The sequence below is a fragment of the Pseudomonas sp. PDM24 genome (assembly GCF_019218905.1).
GTDB lineage: Bacteria > Pseudomonadota > Gammaproteobacteria > Pseudomonadales > Pseudomonadaceae > Aquipseudomonas.
Genome location: NZ_JAHUWR010000003.1, coordinates 168,231 through 183,973, shown reverse-complemented (window position 1 = coordinate 183,973; position 15,743 = coordinate 168,231). Strand labels below are relative to the sequence as shown.

At 58.3% G+C, this 15,743-nt stretch carries 12 protein-coding genes; 4 read left to right on the top strand and 8 right to left on the bottom strand.

What is annotated here, in order from left to right; translation table 11 throughout:
• Positions 1 to 4: 4 nt before the first annotated feature.
• The 5 genes from KW837_RS12500 to KW837_RS12480 all read right to left on the bottom strand — a co-directional run bounded on the left by KW837_RS12500 (position 5) and on the right by KW837_RS12480 (position 5,156).
• Positions 5 to 1,492, bottom strand: coding sequence for an aldehyde dehydrogenase (locus KW837_RS12500; protein ID WP_218396081.1), 1,488 nt, complete (start codon positions 1,490 to 1,492; stop codon positions 5 to 7).
• 56 nt (positions 1,493 to 1,548) lie between these two features.
• Complete coding sequence (locus tag KW837_RS12495; protein WP_218396080.1) at positions 1,549 to 2,790, bottom strand: cytochrome P450; 1,242 nt, start codon at positions 2,788 to 2,790, stop codon at positions 1,549 to 1,551.
• A gap of 63 nt (positions 2,791 to 2,853) precedes the next feature.
• Positions 2,854 to 3,591, bottom strand: coding sequence for an enoyl-CoA hydratase/isomerase family protein (locus KW837_RS12490; protein ID WP_218396079.1), 738 nt, complete (start codon positions 3,589 to 3,591; stop codon positions 2,854 to 2,856).
• A gap of 9 nt (positions 3,592 to 3,600) precedes the next feature.
• A complete protein-coding gene (locus tag KW837_RS12485; RefSeq protein ID WP_218396078.1) occupies positions 3,601 to 4,380 on the bottom strand; it encodes an SDR family NAD(P)-dependent oxidoreductase in 780 nt (259 codons plus the stop codon).
• Complete coding sequence (locus tag KW837_RS12480) at positions 4,377 to 5,156, bottom strand: glucose 1-dehydrogenase (RefSeq protein WP_218396076.1); 780 nt, start codon at positions 5,154 to 5,156, stop codon at positions 4,377 to 4,379. Before KW837_RS12480 ends, KW837_RS12485 begins: the two co-directional genes overlap by 4 nt.
• A gap of 239 nt (positions 5,157 to 5,395) precedes the next feature.
• Here KW837_RS12480 and KW837_RS12475 point away from each other — a divergent pair, with 239 nt between their 5' ends.
• From KW837_RS12475 to KW837_RS12460, 4 genes are all read left to right on the top strand, one after another.
• Positions 5,396 to 6,226, top strand: coding sequence for a FadR/GntR family transcriptional regulator (locus KW837_RS12475; protein ID WP_218396074.1), 831 nt, complete (start codon positions 5,396 to 5,398; stop codon positions 6,224 to 6,226).
• A 349-nt stretch (positions 6,227 to 6,575) separates the two neighbouring features.
• Positions 6,576 to 8,669, top strand: a complete 2,094-nt coding sequence (locus KW837_RS12470; protein ID WP_218396071.1) for an acetate--CoA ligase family protein — start codon at positions 6,576 to 6,578, stop codon at positions 8,667 to 8,669.
• A gap of 19 nt (positions 8,670 to 8,688) precedes the next feature.
• Positions 8,689 to 9,813 (top strand): nitronate monooxygenase, encoded by a 1,125-nt coding sequence (locus KW837_RS12465; protein ID WP_218396069.1) that lies wholly within the window; start codon positions 8,689 to 8,691, stop codon positions 9,811 to 9,813.
• Between the two features lie 9 nt (positions 9,814 to 9,822).
• Positions 9,823 to 10,737, top strand: a complete 915-nt coding sequence (locus KW837_RS12460) for a hypothetical protein (RefSeq protein ID WP_218396067.1) — start codon at positions 9,823 to 9,825, stop codon at positions 10,735 to 10,737.
• A gap of 159 nt (positions 10,738 to 10,896) precedes the next feature.
• Here the strand turns inward: KW837_RS12460 and KW837_RS12455 are convergent, their stop codons facing one another.
• The 3 genes from KW837_RS12455 to KW837_RS12445 all read right to left on the bottom strand — a co-directional run bounded on the left by KW837_RS12455 (position 10,897) and on the right by KW837_RS12445 (position 15,640).
• Positions 10,897 to 11,667 carry a 2-oxo acid dehydrogenase subunit E2 gene (locus KW837_RS12455; protein WP_218396065.1) on the bottom strand — a complete coding sequence of 257 codons (771 nt, stop codon included), beginning with the start codon at positions 11,665 to 11,667 and terminating at the stop codon, positions 10,897 to 10,899.
• A gap of 714 nt (positions 11,668 to 12,381) precedes the next feature.
• The gene (locus KW837_RS12450) at positions 12,382 to 14,295 is read right to left on the bottom strand and encodes a hypothetical protein (RefSeq protein ID WP_218396062.1); all 1,914 of its coding nucleotides are present in this window, start codon (positions 14,293 to 14,295) and stop codon (positions 12,382 to 12,384) included.
• Positions 14,296 to 14,299: 4 nt separating this feature from the next.
• Positions 14,300 to 15,640 (bottom strand): aldehyde dehydrogenase family protein, encoded by a 1,341-nt coding sequence (locus KW837_RS12445; RefSeq protein WP_218396060.1) that lies wholly within the window; start codon positions 15,638 to 15,640, stop codon positions 14,300 to 14,302.
• Positions 15,641 to 15,743 lie beyond the last annotated feature (103 nt).

The window sequence follows — 15,743 nt, the reverse complement described above, 5'->3', positions numbered from 1 at the left end:
TGGTTCAGCCGCAGAAGGACTTGGGTGCTGCCGCCATGTAGACCACCTTGGTCTCTTGGTAGGACGCCAAGCCTTCGGGGCCGCCGTCACGACCGATACCGGATTGTTTGAAGCCACCGAAGGGGAATACCGGGTCGTAGGTCCAGCCGTTATGGGTCAGGTTGCCAGCGCGGATCTGCCGGGCGGTGCGGTAGGCGCGGTCGGCATCGCTGGTATAGACGGCACCATTGAGGCCATAACAGGTGTCGTTGGCAATGCGCACCGCATCCTCGTCCCCTTTGTGTTTGATCAGCACCGCCACGGGGCCGAAGATTTCTTCCTGGGCGATGACCATGCTGTTATCGCCGGAGAACAGAGTAGGGGCGATGTAGTAACCCTGATCCAGGTTGGCGGCTCGGCCACCACCGGTGATTACCCGCGCGCCTTCCCTGCGACCGTGTTCCAGGTAGCCCATCACTTTGTCGTACTGACGCTTCATGGCAATCGGGCCATAGTCGGTGTGCTGATCGAACGGGTCGCCTACCTTGAGGCTACGCAGACCGGCACTGATGGCCTCGGCGAACTCGTCGTGGCGGTGTTCGGGCACGATGATGCGGGTGAGACCCGCGCACATCTGGCCAGCGTTCATGGTGAAGTGCGGGATCAGATTGGGCACGACCTGTTCCGGGTCGATGTCGTCGAGGATAACGGCGGGGGACTTGCCACCGAGCTCTAGGCTGACCCGGGCCAGGCGGTCACCACATACCGAGGCAATATGACGACCGGCGGCGGTGGAACCGATCAGACTCACCTTGTCTACGCCGACGTGGCGCACGAGGTGGTCACCTACCTCACGGCCTGCGGGAACGAAGTTGAATACGCCCGGCGGTACACCGGCTTCTTCCAGGCATTCGGCGATTTGCCAAGCGAACAGCGGGGTTTCTGGTGCTGGCTTGAGGATTACGGAGCAGCCTGCGGCCAGCGCCGAGGCGATGATCTTGCTGGACAGCGAGGCGGGTGCGTTCCAGGGCGTGATGGCCGCCACCACGCCGACCGGCTCCTTGACCACGAGACCGACACCGTTGCCGCGGCTTTGTGGGCGAACTTCCTCAAACGTGCCGTTGGCGATCAGGTTGCCATAGTACGAGAACAGGGCGAATGGCGAGAAACCGCCCGGGCCTGCGAGATTGACGGAGCAGCCCATTTCGGCGGTCCAGCTTTTACTGAACTCGCCTGCACGGCGCTGCATGATGGCTGCCACTTGCAGCAGTTTGGCACCGCGCTCGGCATAGCTCATGCGCGCCCAGGGCCCAAAATCGAATGCGTGACGTGCAGCCGCCACGGCTTTTTCGATATCGGCGACAGACGCTTCCGGGGGGCGTGCGATGACCTGTTCGTTGGCTGGGTATATGACTTCCAGGCGCTTGTCGCCCAGCGGTTTTACCCACTCGCCGCCAATGTAGAACTCTTCGGGATGCGCCAGGGTGAAGAAGTCGGTGTAGTGATTCAGCATGATGTGCACCTTCGCAATAATGCGTGATTGTTCTTGTTGGGCAGGGCGCCAGCGAGTTAGGCTCGGGTGATCTCGATCATCAATTTGCTGATGCCATAGGCTATGAAATGTGGCGGTCGGACCACATTGTCAGGAACGTCGGCCAGCCGGAGTGAAGTGGTTGTTTCGAGCAGACGGCTCAGGCCGATGCGCAGTTCGGCACGAGCCAACTGGTTGCCCAGGCAAAAGTGGATGCCATGACCGAACGTCAGATGCTGGGTGATGGCTTTGCGCTGAAGGTCAACCTCATTGCGGTTGTCGTAGCGTTGCGGGTCACGATTAGCAGCACCAAAGCGCAGATGGAGGATCGCTCCGGCGGGGATTGCCGTTGTTCCAACCTGAGCGTCCTTAGTTGCACGTCTGAACAGCCCCTGCAGGGCGGCGTCCAGGCGCAGTACTTCTTCATAGAAGTTGCGAATCTGATCGGGATTCTTGCGCAGATGATCTTGCAAGGCAGGATCTTCCGCCAGGCGCAACACGGCGGCCGAGAGGGTGTTGGTGGTCGTTTCGTTACCGGCTACCAACAGTTGCATCAGGATCGACACTAGCTCGCCTTCGCTCAGCCGTTGGCCATCTATGTCCAGATTGGCAAGGTCGCTAAGTAGCGTGCCGCTCGGTTTCTCGCGTGTGTCGCGAATCATCTTGGCGAAGAACTGCTGCATCTGAACGACAACTTTAGCCACAGCCAACATTTCATCTTCGCTGAGGTTAGGGCTAGCCTGCTGCAGCAGCGCGTCTGACCAGCGTTTGAAGTCCGGCCCCAGTTCCGGCGGGATGCCCAGTTGTTCGGCAATCATGCGAACCGGCAGCGGTATCGAAAAGGCTTCGGCCAAATCGAACGGTCCATCGGGGAATTTGTCGATAAGGGCATTGGTTACTGCCAGAATAGTGCCTTCGGCAGAGCGGATGCGCAGGGCATTGAAGGCCTTGTCGACCAGCGATCGATAGCGGGTGTGCGAGGGCGGGTCGTTGGTCACCAGCGTGTCGACGTGCAAATAGCCTTCCCTGCTGTACAGTTCACCCACTTTCTGGCTTGCCGACTGCGAGCGCGAGCCCAGTTGGCCCGTGTTGTTAGCGAAGGTCTGAGGGTCGTCGGCGATGGTTTTCAAGTCGTCGTAGCGGGTGATGACGTAAAAGCCGGTGACCGGATCGATATAGATGTCCTTTTCTTCCCGCAGCGTGTCATAAGCATGAAACGGGCAGGTCATGACCTTGGGGTCGGTCATGGTAATCGGGCATCCGGTGTTGTGCTTGTCCATCGTTGATCCTCATTTTTTATCATTGGGTTAAGGGATCTGTTCACGTTGGCTGGCGTGAACAACTTACGGGTTCAATAGTCGCTGTGCCTGTAGGGCAAAACCTGGGTCAGTCAGGAAACCGATCTGGTAGCGTAAGGCGGCTGCCAGGTGTTCTTCCGGCTCGGCCAGCCTGGCCAGGTGGGTCAGTGCTTTTAAAGGTGCGCGGGGGAAGGCCGCGTATTTGGCTGCCATCTCCAGGGCCGCCTCGCGTGCCTGGGGGCAAGCTATGGCCAAGCCCCAGGTTTCTGCGGTGGGGCCATCGACTCGGTCCGCTAGCAGCAGGCGCCAGAGTACTTGTTGACCCCCGCGGCGCACTACGTAGTGAGTGCCGCCGGTGGCAGGAATCAGACCAGCCTTGATCCAGCCCTGGGCAATCCAGCCCCGGTCGCCGATAAAAGTGGCACTGCCGGCCAGGGCCAGGTCGCAGCCAAAGCCGACGGCGGCGCCATCCACGGCGGTGATGAAAGGTACCGGGCATTCACGGATCGCCCGGAATACGCCCTGGAACTCACCGTAAATAGTGTCCTCCACAGCGCTGGCACCCTGCTCGGCTAGGCGAACGATTTCCGGCAAGTTGCCGCCCGCGCAGAAGGCCTTGCCGTTGGCCGACAGCACCACAGCGGCGACGCTATCGTCGGCATTAGCTGCCTCCAGGGCCAGGCGCAGCTCGCGGCCTTCGCTTGGCCCCAGCGCGTTGCGGACTTCGGGCCAATCCAGGGTGATCTCGACCACATCGCCGTGGCGTTGGGTTTGAATCGGCATGCTTGCTCCTCAGGAAATAGAAAAACCGCCATCGACGATGAGCGTCTGACCGGTGATGTAGGCACCCGCGGCGCTGACCAGCATTAGGATTGGCGCTGCAATTTCGTTAGCGTGCGCAGCGCGTCCCAACAAAATACGACCGGGAGTCAACAATGGGCCAGTGGGGGCGGCATGGCCGGCAGTTTTCACTTTGGGATCCAGTGGCGCTACCGCGCCGGGCAGGATGGAGTTGACCAATATGCGATCTCCGGCGAACTCCAGCGCAGTTGACTGGGTAATCGAGTCCAGAGCCGCTTTCGACGCGTTGTAGGCCACCTGATCGTGTACGGCAGTGCGCGCCCCACCGATGGACGAGAGATTGACGATACGCCCGCCGTTGCAACCGGCGCGCATCAGCAGCGCCGCCTCGCGTAACACCATAAAGCAGCCCCAGACATTGACGGTCTGCATGTCGTGCCACTGCGCCTGGGTGACATCTTGCAAGGCATAACGGGGATAAATGCCAGCATTGTTGATGAGAATGTCCAGGCGCCCGCAGACCTCTGAGATGTACAGGAACATCGTGCGAATCGAGGCGTCTTCGGTCAGATCAAAAGCAATGGCGAAGCTGTCGTTGCCCAGCTCGTCAGCCACTCGCTGCGCGCCCTCCAGGTCCTTGTCGGCGACCACGACTCTGGCGCCTGCGGCTGCGAGCAGGCGGGCAGTAGCTTTGCCGATTCCTGAGGCAGCGCCAGTGACCACCGCCACTTGGCCGTGGAGCGTGAACAGGTCGGAGAACACCTGGCTCATGACAGCAGCAACCCGCCGCCTTCCACCACGATCATCTGGCCGGTAACTCGACGCGCAGCGGGGGAGGCGAAGTAAGCGACTGCCGTGGCGATATCTACCGGGTCATTCTTACCTAACGGGATCAAGGCTTCGCGGCGGCGTTTCTCTTCGCCCATTTTGGGATCGATGGCGCCAGAACTATGGGCCAGGTTGGTTTCCGTCGTCGTTGGGCCAGGGGCAACGCAGTTGACGGTGATCCCGAACTCTCCAAGTTCCAGTGCGGCGGCCTTGGTCAGCATCGGGATGGCCGATTTGCTGGTGCAGTACGCCGATGCGCGCTTATAGGGTTTGCAGGCCGCCGTGGAAGCAATTGCGACGATTCTGCCGCCGTGGCCCTGGGCGATCATCGCCTGAGCGGCCGCCTGGATACAGAACAGGTTGCCGCGGATATTGATGTCCATATAGGCGTCCCAGTCCTCACCTGTTAGCTCCAGGATCGGTTTCATCACCTTGGACCAGCCGGCGTTATTTATAAAGATATCAAGCTTGCCGAACCGCGCGACGGTTTGCGCTACCGCGGCATCTACCGAGGCCCGATCAGTTACGTCCAGGAGGGTATGGGCCACCGGCAACTCCTGCGCCGCCAGCTCCGCCGTAGTGGTTTCCACTCGCTCAGTAATGTCCGTGAGCATCACCTTGGCGCCGCGTTTGAGCAGCTCCTCCGTTATCGCGCGTCCCAGGCCATAGCTTGCGCCAGTGACAAGAGCTACCTGGCCTAACAGTTCCGATGCACTCACGTTACTTCCTCGCTTATGTGGATAACCTCGTTAGCTATGTTGGCAATGTAGAGCTAAATTAAGAGAGATGCAACAGAAACGAAAGTAGTCCACTCAGAGAGGATGAGCTGCACGCAGAGGCGTTGGAACAACGGAGAAAACCCCGCAACGCCAAACCAATAGTGAGGTGAAGATAGATAAACAAGTGGCTAAGTTAACTACGATGTGGCATATTCCGAACAGCATTTCAGGAGATTACAATGGCAAAAAAAACGAGTGAGAGTAGTGGGCAGGCCGCGTTGATGAGCTCGATGGGCGACGACCTGCGTCTTCCCAAGCTATCTCACATAGTGGCAGGGCGGCTGCGCGATCAAATCGCATCGGGCAATCTGAAGGTAGGTTCAATGCTGCAGCCCGAAAGCAAATTGCTGGAAATTTTCAGTGTGTCGCGCCCAACGTTACGCGAGGCGCTGCGAATTCTTGAAGCGGAAGGGCTGATCAGCATCGGCCGAGGGATGCGTTCGGGCGCTACGATTCTGGGGCCAAGCATCCAGAAGGTGGCTCAATACGCCAACTTTATGCTGGCAGCGGGTGGCGTGACCATGCGCGATCTGCACCAGGCGCGGATGTTCTTCGAGCCGGGCGTAATCCGTTCTTTGAAAGGGCGTAGCGTCGAATTGAAAGGTGCAAGCGAGGAGTTGCGCGCTTGCGTCAGCGAACTCCAATACGCGCTGCAAGAACGGAAATATAACGATGTCGTCACCGGCACCAACCGTTTCCACGAACTGTTAGCGCAGGCTTCGGGCAACAAGACTATTGCAATGCTGTTGAGTGTGCTGCAAACCATTTCCGACGGTATCTACTCGATCAACCTCACAGAGCAAGGTGCGTCGGCCGAGGCGCTGCACAAGAACATGACCAAGACCGTTTCCGGTTATGACGCGCTGTGCAACCTGTTGGAAAAAGGCAAGGTGGATGAAGCAGCGGCGTTCTGGCAGCGCTACATGGAACGCGCCCTGGATTTCCTCGATCGCACCAAGTTGGGTGAGCGCAAGCTGATCTCCAGTTCCGTGAAGGCCGGCCCGGCCTGATCGATCCCTGCCGACATCAGGGGAACCGAATCGCCAGTTCGATTCGGCCCCCTGGGCAAACCTTTTTTGCCTGCTAAATAGCGCAGCCGTGCAATGCGTCTGCCGTATCGCGTAACGTCTTAGATCCTCCCCACCATCCGTTTGCCCAGTACAGGGCTCCTTGTGGAGCGCCTGGCTATAGGCATGTCCCTTGATTCGCTTGCCGGTCCCCCATCGGAAAGGTGATCGCGCACCGTTCACTCGTGAATGTCTGTATCGAAAAACGCGATGCCGTTGCATGCTTGATTTGTTGACTCAACACGCTATAACCTAGCTAACTAATTTAGCTAATAATAAAGGTGCATCGGAAATGGAACTGGAGAAGCTGTTTCGGCCGCGCTCTGTCGCGATCATTGGCGCGTCCGACAAGAACCCCTGGTCTGCATTGGTGGCGCGAAGCCTCAAGGCCTTGAACTTCAGTGGTCCGGTGCACCTTGTCAACCGTCGTGGTACAGATGCATTGGGGCAGAAAACCTTCCAGTCCTGTGCTCAGTTGCGTGATGTCGATGCTGCCTTTGTGGCGGTGCCGGCGGTGGCCTTGCAGGACGCCATCGAGGATATGGCGGCTGGTGGTATCCGATTCGGTGCGGTGGTGACCTCAGGTTTTGCCGAAACCGGCGAGGAGGGCGCCGCTGAGCAGGCGCGCCTGTTCACGCTAGCCAAGGAGCTGGGCATTACTCTGCTGGGCCCTAACAGCCTCGGCTTCTCCAACTTCGTCGATAGCGTTTCGCTTTCGGCTATTCCCATCAAGGTTCCGGCGCTCATCCAGCCGCGTGTGGGGCTGGTCAGTCAGAGTGGGGCAACCGCAGCGATGATAAGCGCTTTCGCCCACCAGCAAGGGGTCAGTCTGACCTATTCGATTGCCATGGGTAACGAGGCCATGGTGGATATGGCCGATGTCATCCAGTTTCTGGTGGACGACCAGGCCACGCGGGCGGTCGCCGTATTTGCCGAGTCGATCCGTGATCCGCGTCGCTTTGAGGCCGCAGCGCGCTCGGCTGTTCGTGCTGGCAAGCCAATCGTCATTTTGAAAATCGGCACCGGTGAGCTCACGGCTACCGTCGCCCAGGCGCATACCGGCGCGCTGGTTGGGGATGACCGGGTGTTCCAGGCGGTGTGCGATGCCTATAACATTGTCCGGGTCGATTCGCTGGAGGACTTGGTGGTTACGGCAGACCTGCTGGCGGCCACCGGTCCTATCGATGCGAGCAAAGGATTTGCCCTGGTTTCTCCATCGGGTGGGGCCTGCGAGATTTTCGCCGACCGTGGCGAGGAAGTGGGCATTACGTTCCCGCAGTTTGCTCCGGCTACCCTTGAATCCCTTGCAGGGATACTGCCGGACTTTGGCGCGGCCCATAACCCGTTGGATGTCACCGGCGCAGTAATGCGCAATCCGGAAATATATTCCGGTGCCATCAAGGCGCTCAGCCAGGATGCCAATATCGGCTTTATCGGGGTAGTGTCCGAGATCCCGTCGTCGGCCGAGACCGCCTCGCCAATGTCGGAGGGGGCCATGCGTGAGGTCTCGCTGGGGTTCCGTACGTCCGGAGCGCGGGGTTGCCTTATTCAGCAAGTGCTGAAGCCAGTAACTGCTTACGGGCTGGACCTGCTCAAGACCAACGAACTGCCGGCCCTGACCGGGGGAATTGACCATGCTGTCCGTGCTATCGGCCATCTCTATCGCTGGTCGCGCAATCAGGCCCGCGACCTCCCAGCAGCCCACTCCAAGGGGCAGGCCAGCCAGGTACGACCCTCAACCGAGCGCGATACTCTGGCGTTTCTTGATTCCCTCTGCGTGCCTGTCATTCCTCAGCGGGTTGTGACCAGTCGCGCGGAAGCCGAGGCGGCCGCGAGCTCGCTCGAGGGGCCGCTGGTATTGAAGATTCTCTCCCCGGACATCCAGCACAAGACCGAGGTTGGCGGTGTGTTGCTGAATCTGGAAGGCGTGCAAGCAGTTGGCGACGGCTACGACCGGATCATGGCCAATGTTCGCGAGGCCAAACCCGCTGCACATATCGAAGGTGTCATCGTTTCCCCCATGCGCAAAGGTGGCGTCGAACTATTGGTGGGCGTGGCCCGCGATCCAGTGTGGGGCTTGGCGCTAGCGGTAGGACTTGGCGGCGTCTGGGTCGAGCTGCTCGGTGACACTCAACTGCGCTTGCTACCCGTATCGGCGACTGAAGCTAAGGGCATGTTGGCGGGGTTGAAGGCTAGCAAATTGCTCACGGGTTACCGCGGCACCAAGCCAGCGGATCTGGATGAACTGGCGCGCGTGATCGCCCGCATCGGTGATGCCGCCCTGGCGCTGGGCAGCGACCTGGATGCGCTGGAGATCAACCCACTGCGCGTCGACGGCTCCGCCGTCGAAGCCCTTGATGCACTCGCCATCTGGCGTACCGAATAACAATAAAAGAGAAGTGCCCATGAACAACGATGCTTGCCGTATGACTGGAGCGGAGTTTCCGCTGTTTGCGTTCAGCCATTGCCGAGATGTAGTCGCTGCCGTCAGTCGCGCCGGAGGTTTTGGTGTGCTGGGTGGTAGCAGTTTTACCCCCGAAAGTTTGAAGGTAGAGCTGGACTGGATCGATGCCCATGTTGATGGCAAGCCTTACGGCATTGATATTCTGATTCCCGAACATCAGGCCGTTTCTGCTGATATCAGTTTCGAGGAGTTAGTTGAGAAAATTTCCACCCGTCATCGCGATTTTGTGGTGGCGTTGCTGGCCAAGCACGATGTGACTATTGCGCCGGAAAACGTGATCAATCGCCGCCGTCCACCGACCTTGTCGGATGTGGGGGAGGCGTTGATGGATGTCGCGTTTCAGCACCCGATCCGGCTGATTGCCAACGCGCTGGGTATTGCGCCCAAGTCAATGATTGAGCGCGGACGTCAGCATGGCGTACCTGTGGCTGCGCTGGTCGGCGCCAAGGAGCATGCCATTCGCCAGGTCAACGCCGGGGTCGACATTATTGTGGCCCAGGGCACCGAGGCCGGCGGCCACTGCGGCGAGGTGTCGACCCTGGTGCTGGTGCCTGAGGTGATCCGCGCGATCAAGCCCATTCGTGAGGTGCCCGTGCTGGCTGCTGGCGGCATCATGACCGGCCAGCAGATGGCGGGCTGCATGGCCATGGGGGCGCAGGGAGCCTGGACCGGATCGATCTGGCTGGCCACCAGCGAAGCGGAAACCAGCGAAACCTTCCGCGAGAAAATGGTCCAGGCCACTTCCCGCGACACCATCCGCTCCGCGGCCCGCACTGGCAAGCCGAGCCGGCAACTGCGTTCCGCCTGGCATGATGCCTGGGACGCCCCGGACAGCCCGGGTGCGCTGCCCATGCCATTGATGTCCATGCTCAGTAATCAACCCCTGGCAGCGGTGGACCGTGCTGCCGATGCGGGAAACCCATTGGCGCGAGTACTGGTCACCTATTTTGTTGGCCAAGGTGTTGGTCTGGTCGACAGCATTCGTTCCTCTCGTGAGGTCGTGGAAACATTCAAGCTCGAATTCGCCGATGCCTTTGGTGAGCTATGTGCGGCCTTTGAAGAGTAAGGAGGGGGTATGCAGTCATTGAATCTCGCTGCGCTAGAAAGCTTTTATATTGGTGGAAGGTCACGCCAGGTGCAGCACAAGATCTTCGGTCTGGAAACACAAGTTACGGGGGCCATGTATGTTCAGCGTATGGTTCCCCAGAAACGATGTTTTCCAATCCCGATTGTGTTCTTGCATGGCGGCATGCATTCCGGTGTGACCTGGGAGACGACACCTGATGGTCGTGAAGGCTGGCAAACCTTGTTCGTGCGAGCCGGCTTCGAAACGCTGGTGATCGACCAGGCGTGGCGTGGCCGTTCCGCACCAGATCTGACAGGGCTGAACCCCTTTGCCAATGGAGCAGAACCCGTGGGGCCGGCCTTTACCTGCGGCCTGGAAATGGGCGAACGCTTTGCTCGCGGTGGTGGGCGCTTTCCATTGGCGGAGTCACTGTGTTATGGCGCGCAGCTCTGGCCAGATTTTGGTGTGCCGGGCGCCATCGCCGCCGGCACGCCCGGTCGCAGCGATCCACGTGCCCTCGAGCCGCTACTGCAGCTCATCGATATGCTCGGTGAGGTGGTGTTGATCACCCATTCCCAAGGTGGGCATCTGGGGTGGATGGCGACCCTCAGTCGTCCGCATCAGGTCAAGGCGATTGCTTCGATTGAGCCTGCCCAGACCTGTCCGGGACTGGACGATCCTCTTTTTCCGAATATCCCAGTACGGCTGATCTGGGGAGATAACCTGCCATCCCGGGGCAGCACGCTGTCGTTGCTGGATGTTGAGCAGGCCAGGATGTTGTCGCAGCGTTTCGCCAATATTTCCCTGGACTATCTGCCCGAGTCTGGCATTCACGACAATGGCCACATGCTGATGATGGAGGACAACAACGATGTCCTGGCCGCCCGGGTTGCAGACTGGCTACTGAGTACGCCGGTCAACTAAATGAGAAAGTCGCGAATGATCGCGGCTTTTTTATGGGGTCCATTTGGAGGTGACGAGATGCATGAGGAGCTCTTTACGAAAGCGGCTGGAGCAGAACTCGCAGCCGTTTAAGGAACAAAAAGACCCTGTAGCGACGAGCGATACAGGGTTTCCTGCGTATTACACAGCGCTCAGAGCTTCAGGGTGTTCTATCAGGCGCTTGAAGGCCGCGAACAATTGTGCAGCGACGGCGCCATCAACGGCGCGGTGATCGACCGAGATGGTGACGTTCATCAACGTACCGACTTCAATCTTCCCTCCGTTGGCAATCACCTGTTCCTGGCCAGCACCTATGGCAAAGATCATCGATTGCGGCGGATTAATGATGGCACTGAACTCTTCGACGCCGAACATGCCCAGGTTAGAGACGGTGACGGTGCCCCCTTGGTACTCATGGGGTTTGAGCCGGCCGGCTCGAGCGCGACCGGCCAGCTCCTGGATCTCACTAGCAATTTCTTGCGGTTGCTTCTGCTCGACGTTGCGGACGATGGGGGTAACCAGGCCGCGAGGTGTAGCGACCGCTACCGCAACATCAACCTGCTGGTGTTTGAGCATCGCTTTCTCGCCCCAAGACACATTGGCCTCCGGGACTTCACACAGGGCGAGAGCCACTGCGCGGACGATAAGGTCGTTTATCGATGACTTGACCTGCAACGCAGCGTTTAGCTGGCTGCGCAGAGAGATTAGGGCATCGATCCGGCAAGCGCCTTTCACATAAAAATGCGGAACCTGCTGCTTCGATTCGGTTAGCCGACGGGCAATGGTCAGGCGCGTCATGCTGTGGGGTACGCTCTCCGCTGCAGCAGCCGATTGTTGGTCTGTTGGTGCCGAAGGAGGAGCGGGCGTGTTAAGCGGCGCTGTATCGACTGCAGATTCGACTTCGTTGCTCATGGTTATGGAGTTCCTATGTCATCGCTCTATTCGCTAACTTATATAACTATTATATCTACTTATCAAGTGGTAGCTGAGAATGTGAGCGTCTGGTGAGCGAGGTTGACATGGTAATCTAGGTTATCTATGTTTGGCCTTGCTGAGTTAGCAATCAGTTTCGGCCCAGAACTATTAAACCAAGCAGGAATCCGCCCATGCCCAGCGATAATCAAATGCCTCCTCCTGCCCAATGCCCGCTGAATCGCTGGAGTCGGCGGTGGTTATCGGAGACCATACGGCAAGGTATACAGATCTTTCTTGCTGCCATGGCTGATACCGTGCCACGGTGATTTCACTCGGTTGGACAAGCGGCTTTCCCTTTGGGCGGCTCAGTTTGTGTGAGCCGCTTGGTCTTTTATTGCGAGGCTGGCTGCAGGTTTTGCAGAGCAAAAAGTGCCGCTGAAGAGGGTTTCCAGGCTCTCCTCAGTGGCAACGGGTGACGAGTGCTCCGGCCATCCGTGAAGAAGCAAAAGACACGCTCCGGAAAACATTACTGACAGCAGTACGATTGCGCCTGGGCCCGCCATTTTGCGATGCCAGTTGGCGAGTACCGGTAGCGCCGCCTTTGCGAGGCGAGTCGGTGACTGGAGCGCAGCCCGAACGCGCCGGGCGCCTTCAAGAAACAGCACGATGATCGACACTACCAATACGCAACAGCCGAACATAAATGACTCCTTACTCTTGACTCTGCGTTATGCATACCGAAGTTCGGCCGTTGAGCATTACCTCAAGTTCGACCGTACCAGCGGCGTCAGCGGTGAAATGCGTCTGCATCGTGCCTTTGGTGCTGTAATGGCCGTGTGGTTTCAGACGCTCGATGGTGATGCGTTGGGGGCCGGGAGCGGTTCCGGGATACAAGACCAATTCTAGATCCTGCCCATCGTGGCTTCTCGCTTTGGCTACCAGCACCTGCGGAAATTCGGCGCCCGTCAACAGTGGGCCTCGAAGCGCCTCGGCTGTAGGGCCCTGGGTCAGCGAATGGCGATAACCATCGCGCTGCATGAGTCGACCGAGAAAGGCGGTGGCATTGGCGAGATTTGAACCCTCGTATGACAAGACACCATTATCGAGCTTGCGGCCACATTGCTGATCGAGAGCGTTGAGGATCGCTTCGCTAAATTCGGTGTCGCCGATCTCTCGAGCCTGCATTAACAGGCCACCATAGATCATCGTGAATCCACGGCGATAATTGCCGAAATCCAGGCCCTTGCCGGGGATTTTCATTTGGCGCAAGCCGTTCTGTTCAACGATCAGGGGTGCCATGTCGTTTCTGGCCATGGCCCAGAAGCGCTTGGCATGCTCGCTGGAAATCAGGTTCATCCCCTGTACCGCACCGGCGTCTCCCCCTGGGAAGGGCGCGGTAGCCCCGGTCAGGCTGGAGCGAAGGGATACCACACTACCGCTGGCAGTCGTAAACTCACGCTCGAAGCTGTCCAGGAATGGTTGTCTAAGCTCATCCAGTTGGTGTGTGCCAAACAGGCGGTCATACACCGCGACGCTCCTGAGGGCGAAGAAGTTGCAGCCGGTGTAGATCCAGTTGGGTTCGCAAGGGAACAGACAGTAACTGCTGTTAGCAAAGTTCCACATCAGAGAGCGGTTGATGCTGTGTATGTCGTGCTCGTAGGCGGTATCGTCGTTCCAACGAAAGGTCAGGCTGCCAGGCTTGGCGTAGCGATGGTCTCCAGTATTGAGCATGTACATGCCGACCTGCTGCCCGAAGTAGCCAGTTAGCATGACGTTGTCTTTGTCGACGGGGTCGGGGTCGTACTTCAGATTGCCCCAGAGATTTTCCAGTCGCCAGTAGTCCCAGATCGGACGCTGCAAGTACTGCTCGATAAGCCGCCGCTGGGCTTCGCTCAAATAGCCATGGAAGTTGGGCGTGTATTGAGACTGCATTTGCGCCAACCCATAGCCCAGAAAGTTGAGCTGATAGCGTAGTGATGCAGTCTGGAACTGGTCGATTCGGTCAAAGTGTTCGAGCTGCCCGACGGGCTGCAGTGCCCTTTCGAGTATCAGTCTGGAAAGTGCGACCTCATCGGCCCCGAGCTCGTGGTTGGCGGGGGGAATGTGGGGCGCGGCTCTGGCTGTGACAGCCTGCATGGCATCGGGCAGATAGGCATTGCGTTGCTCACGTCGCCCCAGGTCGCGTTGATGCACCTTGCTGCGTTTTAGGTATTTGCGCACTTGCCAGGCTAGACATATGGCTGCTGTCAACCAGGGAGCCCAAGGCCAAGTGGCATCGCCGCTCAGTGTGCCAGCAAGAATTGCGCTACCGAGCCAGATCAATGGTGGTGCGACCACAACTCCTGTCGCGAACCAGGCGAAGAGAGCTGTTGCAAACAATAGCAACGTGACAGGAATAAGCAGCAGTGACCAGCCGCCCACGGCAAGAAAGCCTGCACCTGGAAACAATAGCCCCAGGCCACTAGCTTGCCAGAACGCTGACAAGTTCAGCAGCCACGGCAGAAGGCCCAGTACCACCGCCGATAAGTACAAAGCGGAGATCAGGCGCTGACGTTTTAGGGAAACAGGCCCCGTTCGTTCTGTGTTTTTGATGACTTCAGGCTGGATAGGGATGTAATTGTTCACGGCTTCACCCTCTCTTCGCTACGTCAGGAACTGAAAACACGGGGCGTTCATTGGATAGTTCGTTGAACCCGTGAATGCCGTGGTAACGGCCAATTCCGCTGCCGTTTATCCCGCCAAACGGTAGACCCGGATCTACTGCATGCAGGATGACGTCGTTATGAGTGACGCCGCCGGAAGAGGTATGAAGCAGTACATTGTCGACAAATGCGTCATCGTTGCTGAACACATAGAGCGCCAGCGGTTTGCCATGAGCATTGATCACGCGGATCGCCTCATCGATGGAGTCCCAGGTCATCACCGGAAGCAGTGGGCCAAAGATTTCTTCCTGCATAATTGTGGCAGTTGCCGGAACATCTATGAGCACCGTCGGGTGGACCGTGAGATCAGCTGCTTCTATTTCCCCTCCACAAGCCAGTGAAGCTCCGCGCTGCAGCGCGTCTTGTAGATAGCCCTGCAGGCGCTGCAGATTTCTTCCATTCACGATGCAACCAAATGCGTTTTTGTCGAGAAAGCCCTGGGGATAGAAGAGTGTCCTCACCGTTTCACACAGGTGCTGAACGAGTTCATCACGCAGGTCTTTGCGTACCCAGACATGATCAGGGGCCAGACAGAGTTGCCCGGCATTGGTGCAGCGGCCTCGAATGATCTTTTCTGCTGCGTCTTTGAGGTCGACAGTGTGGTCGATGATGACGGGGCACTTCCCGCCCAGTTCAAGCGTGACGGAGCTCAAGTGCCGCGCCGCGGCGGCCATGATGGTGCGACCGACTGCCGGGCTACCCGTGAAGAACACGTGATCGAAAGGTAGCTCCTGCATTTGCTCCGCGAGTTCTACACCACCTTCGAATACAGCGACCTCGGCTTCATCGAAGCTCTCGGCAATGATTCGGGCAATCACCTGGCTACTTGCGGGTGTTAGCTCGTTGGGTTTGACGATAGCGCAATTGCCCGCCGCAACGATTGCCACCAGCGGCTGCAGCACTAACAAAATGGGGAAGTTCCAAGGGCCATAAAGCGCGCAGACTCCGCGAGGCTCTCGCACGATGCGCGCGCTGGCGCCTGGTATGGGCAGTGAGGGATTAACCTCCAAAGGGGTCATCCATTTCTTCAAATGAATGACTGCATTATCGATCTCCGCGATGACTGCACCAAATTCTGGGGAGCTTGTGCGAGGGCGGCGAAGGTCGGTGGTCAGTGCTTCGACAATTTCTTCTTGGTTGCGGAGGATGGCCTGTTTGAGGCGCTGAAGCTTGTTGATTCGCGCATCAGCATTGGAGGCCTTTACCACTGCCTGATGCCGTTTCTGCATAGCGAACACGCGTTGCAGTTCTGCTAACGAGCTTTGCATTTTTGTTCTTCTTGAGTAGGGAGCTTGTAAAAAAGTCTGGTTTCAATGAGTGGCAGGAGTCCAATAGATTGCGGAGCGAGATTCATAGCGATAGCCTATAAAT

Bases quoted from the DNA above. Each gene is read 5' to 3' on its own strand.
- KW837_RS12500 (WP_218396081.1), bottom strand. From the start codon at position 1,492: ATGCTGAATCACTACACCGACTTCTTCACCCTGGCGCATCCCGAAGAG.
- KW837_RS12495 (WP_218396080.1), bottom strand. From the start codon at position 2,790: ATGGACAAGCACAACACCGGATGCCCGATTACCATGACCGACCCCAAG.
- KW837_RS12490 (WP_218396079.1), bottom strand. From the start codon at position 3,591: ATGCCGATTCAAACCCAACGCCACGGCGATGTGGTCGAGATCACCCTG.
- KW837_RS12485 (WP_218396078.1), bottom strand. From the start codon at position 4,380: ATGAGCCAGGTGTTCTCCGACCTGTTCACGCTCCACGGCCAAGTGGCG.
- KW837_RS12475 (WP_218396074.1), top strand. From the start codon at position 5,396: ATGGCAAAAAAAACGAGTGAGAGTAGTGGGCAGGCCGCGTTGATGAGC.
- KW837_RS12470 (WP_218396071.1), top strand. From the start codon at position 6,576: ATGGAACTGGAGAAGCTGTTTCGGCCGCGCTCTGTCGCGATCATTGGC.
- KW837_RS12465 (WP_218396069.1), top strand. From the start codon at position 8,689: ATGAACAACGATGCTTGCCGTATGACTGGAGCGGAGTTTCCGCTGTTT.
- KW837_RS12460 (WP_218396067.1), top strand. From the start codon at position 9,823: ATGCAGTCATTGAATCTCGCTGCGCTAGAAAGCTTTTATATTGGTGGA.
- KW837_RS12455 (WP_218396065.1), bottom strand. From the start codon at position 11,667: ATGAGCAACGAAGTCGAATCTGCAGTCGATACAGCGCCGCTTAACACG.
- KW837_RS12445 (WP_218396060.1), bottom strand. From the start codon at position 15,640: ATGCAAAGCTCGTTAGCAGAACTGCAACGCGTGTTCGCTATGCAGAAA.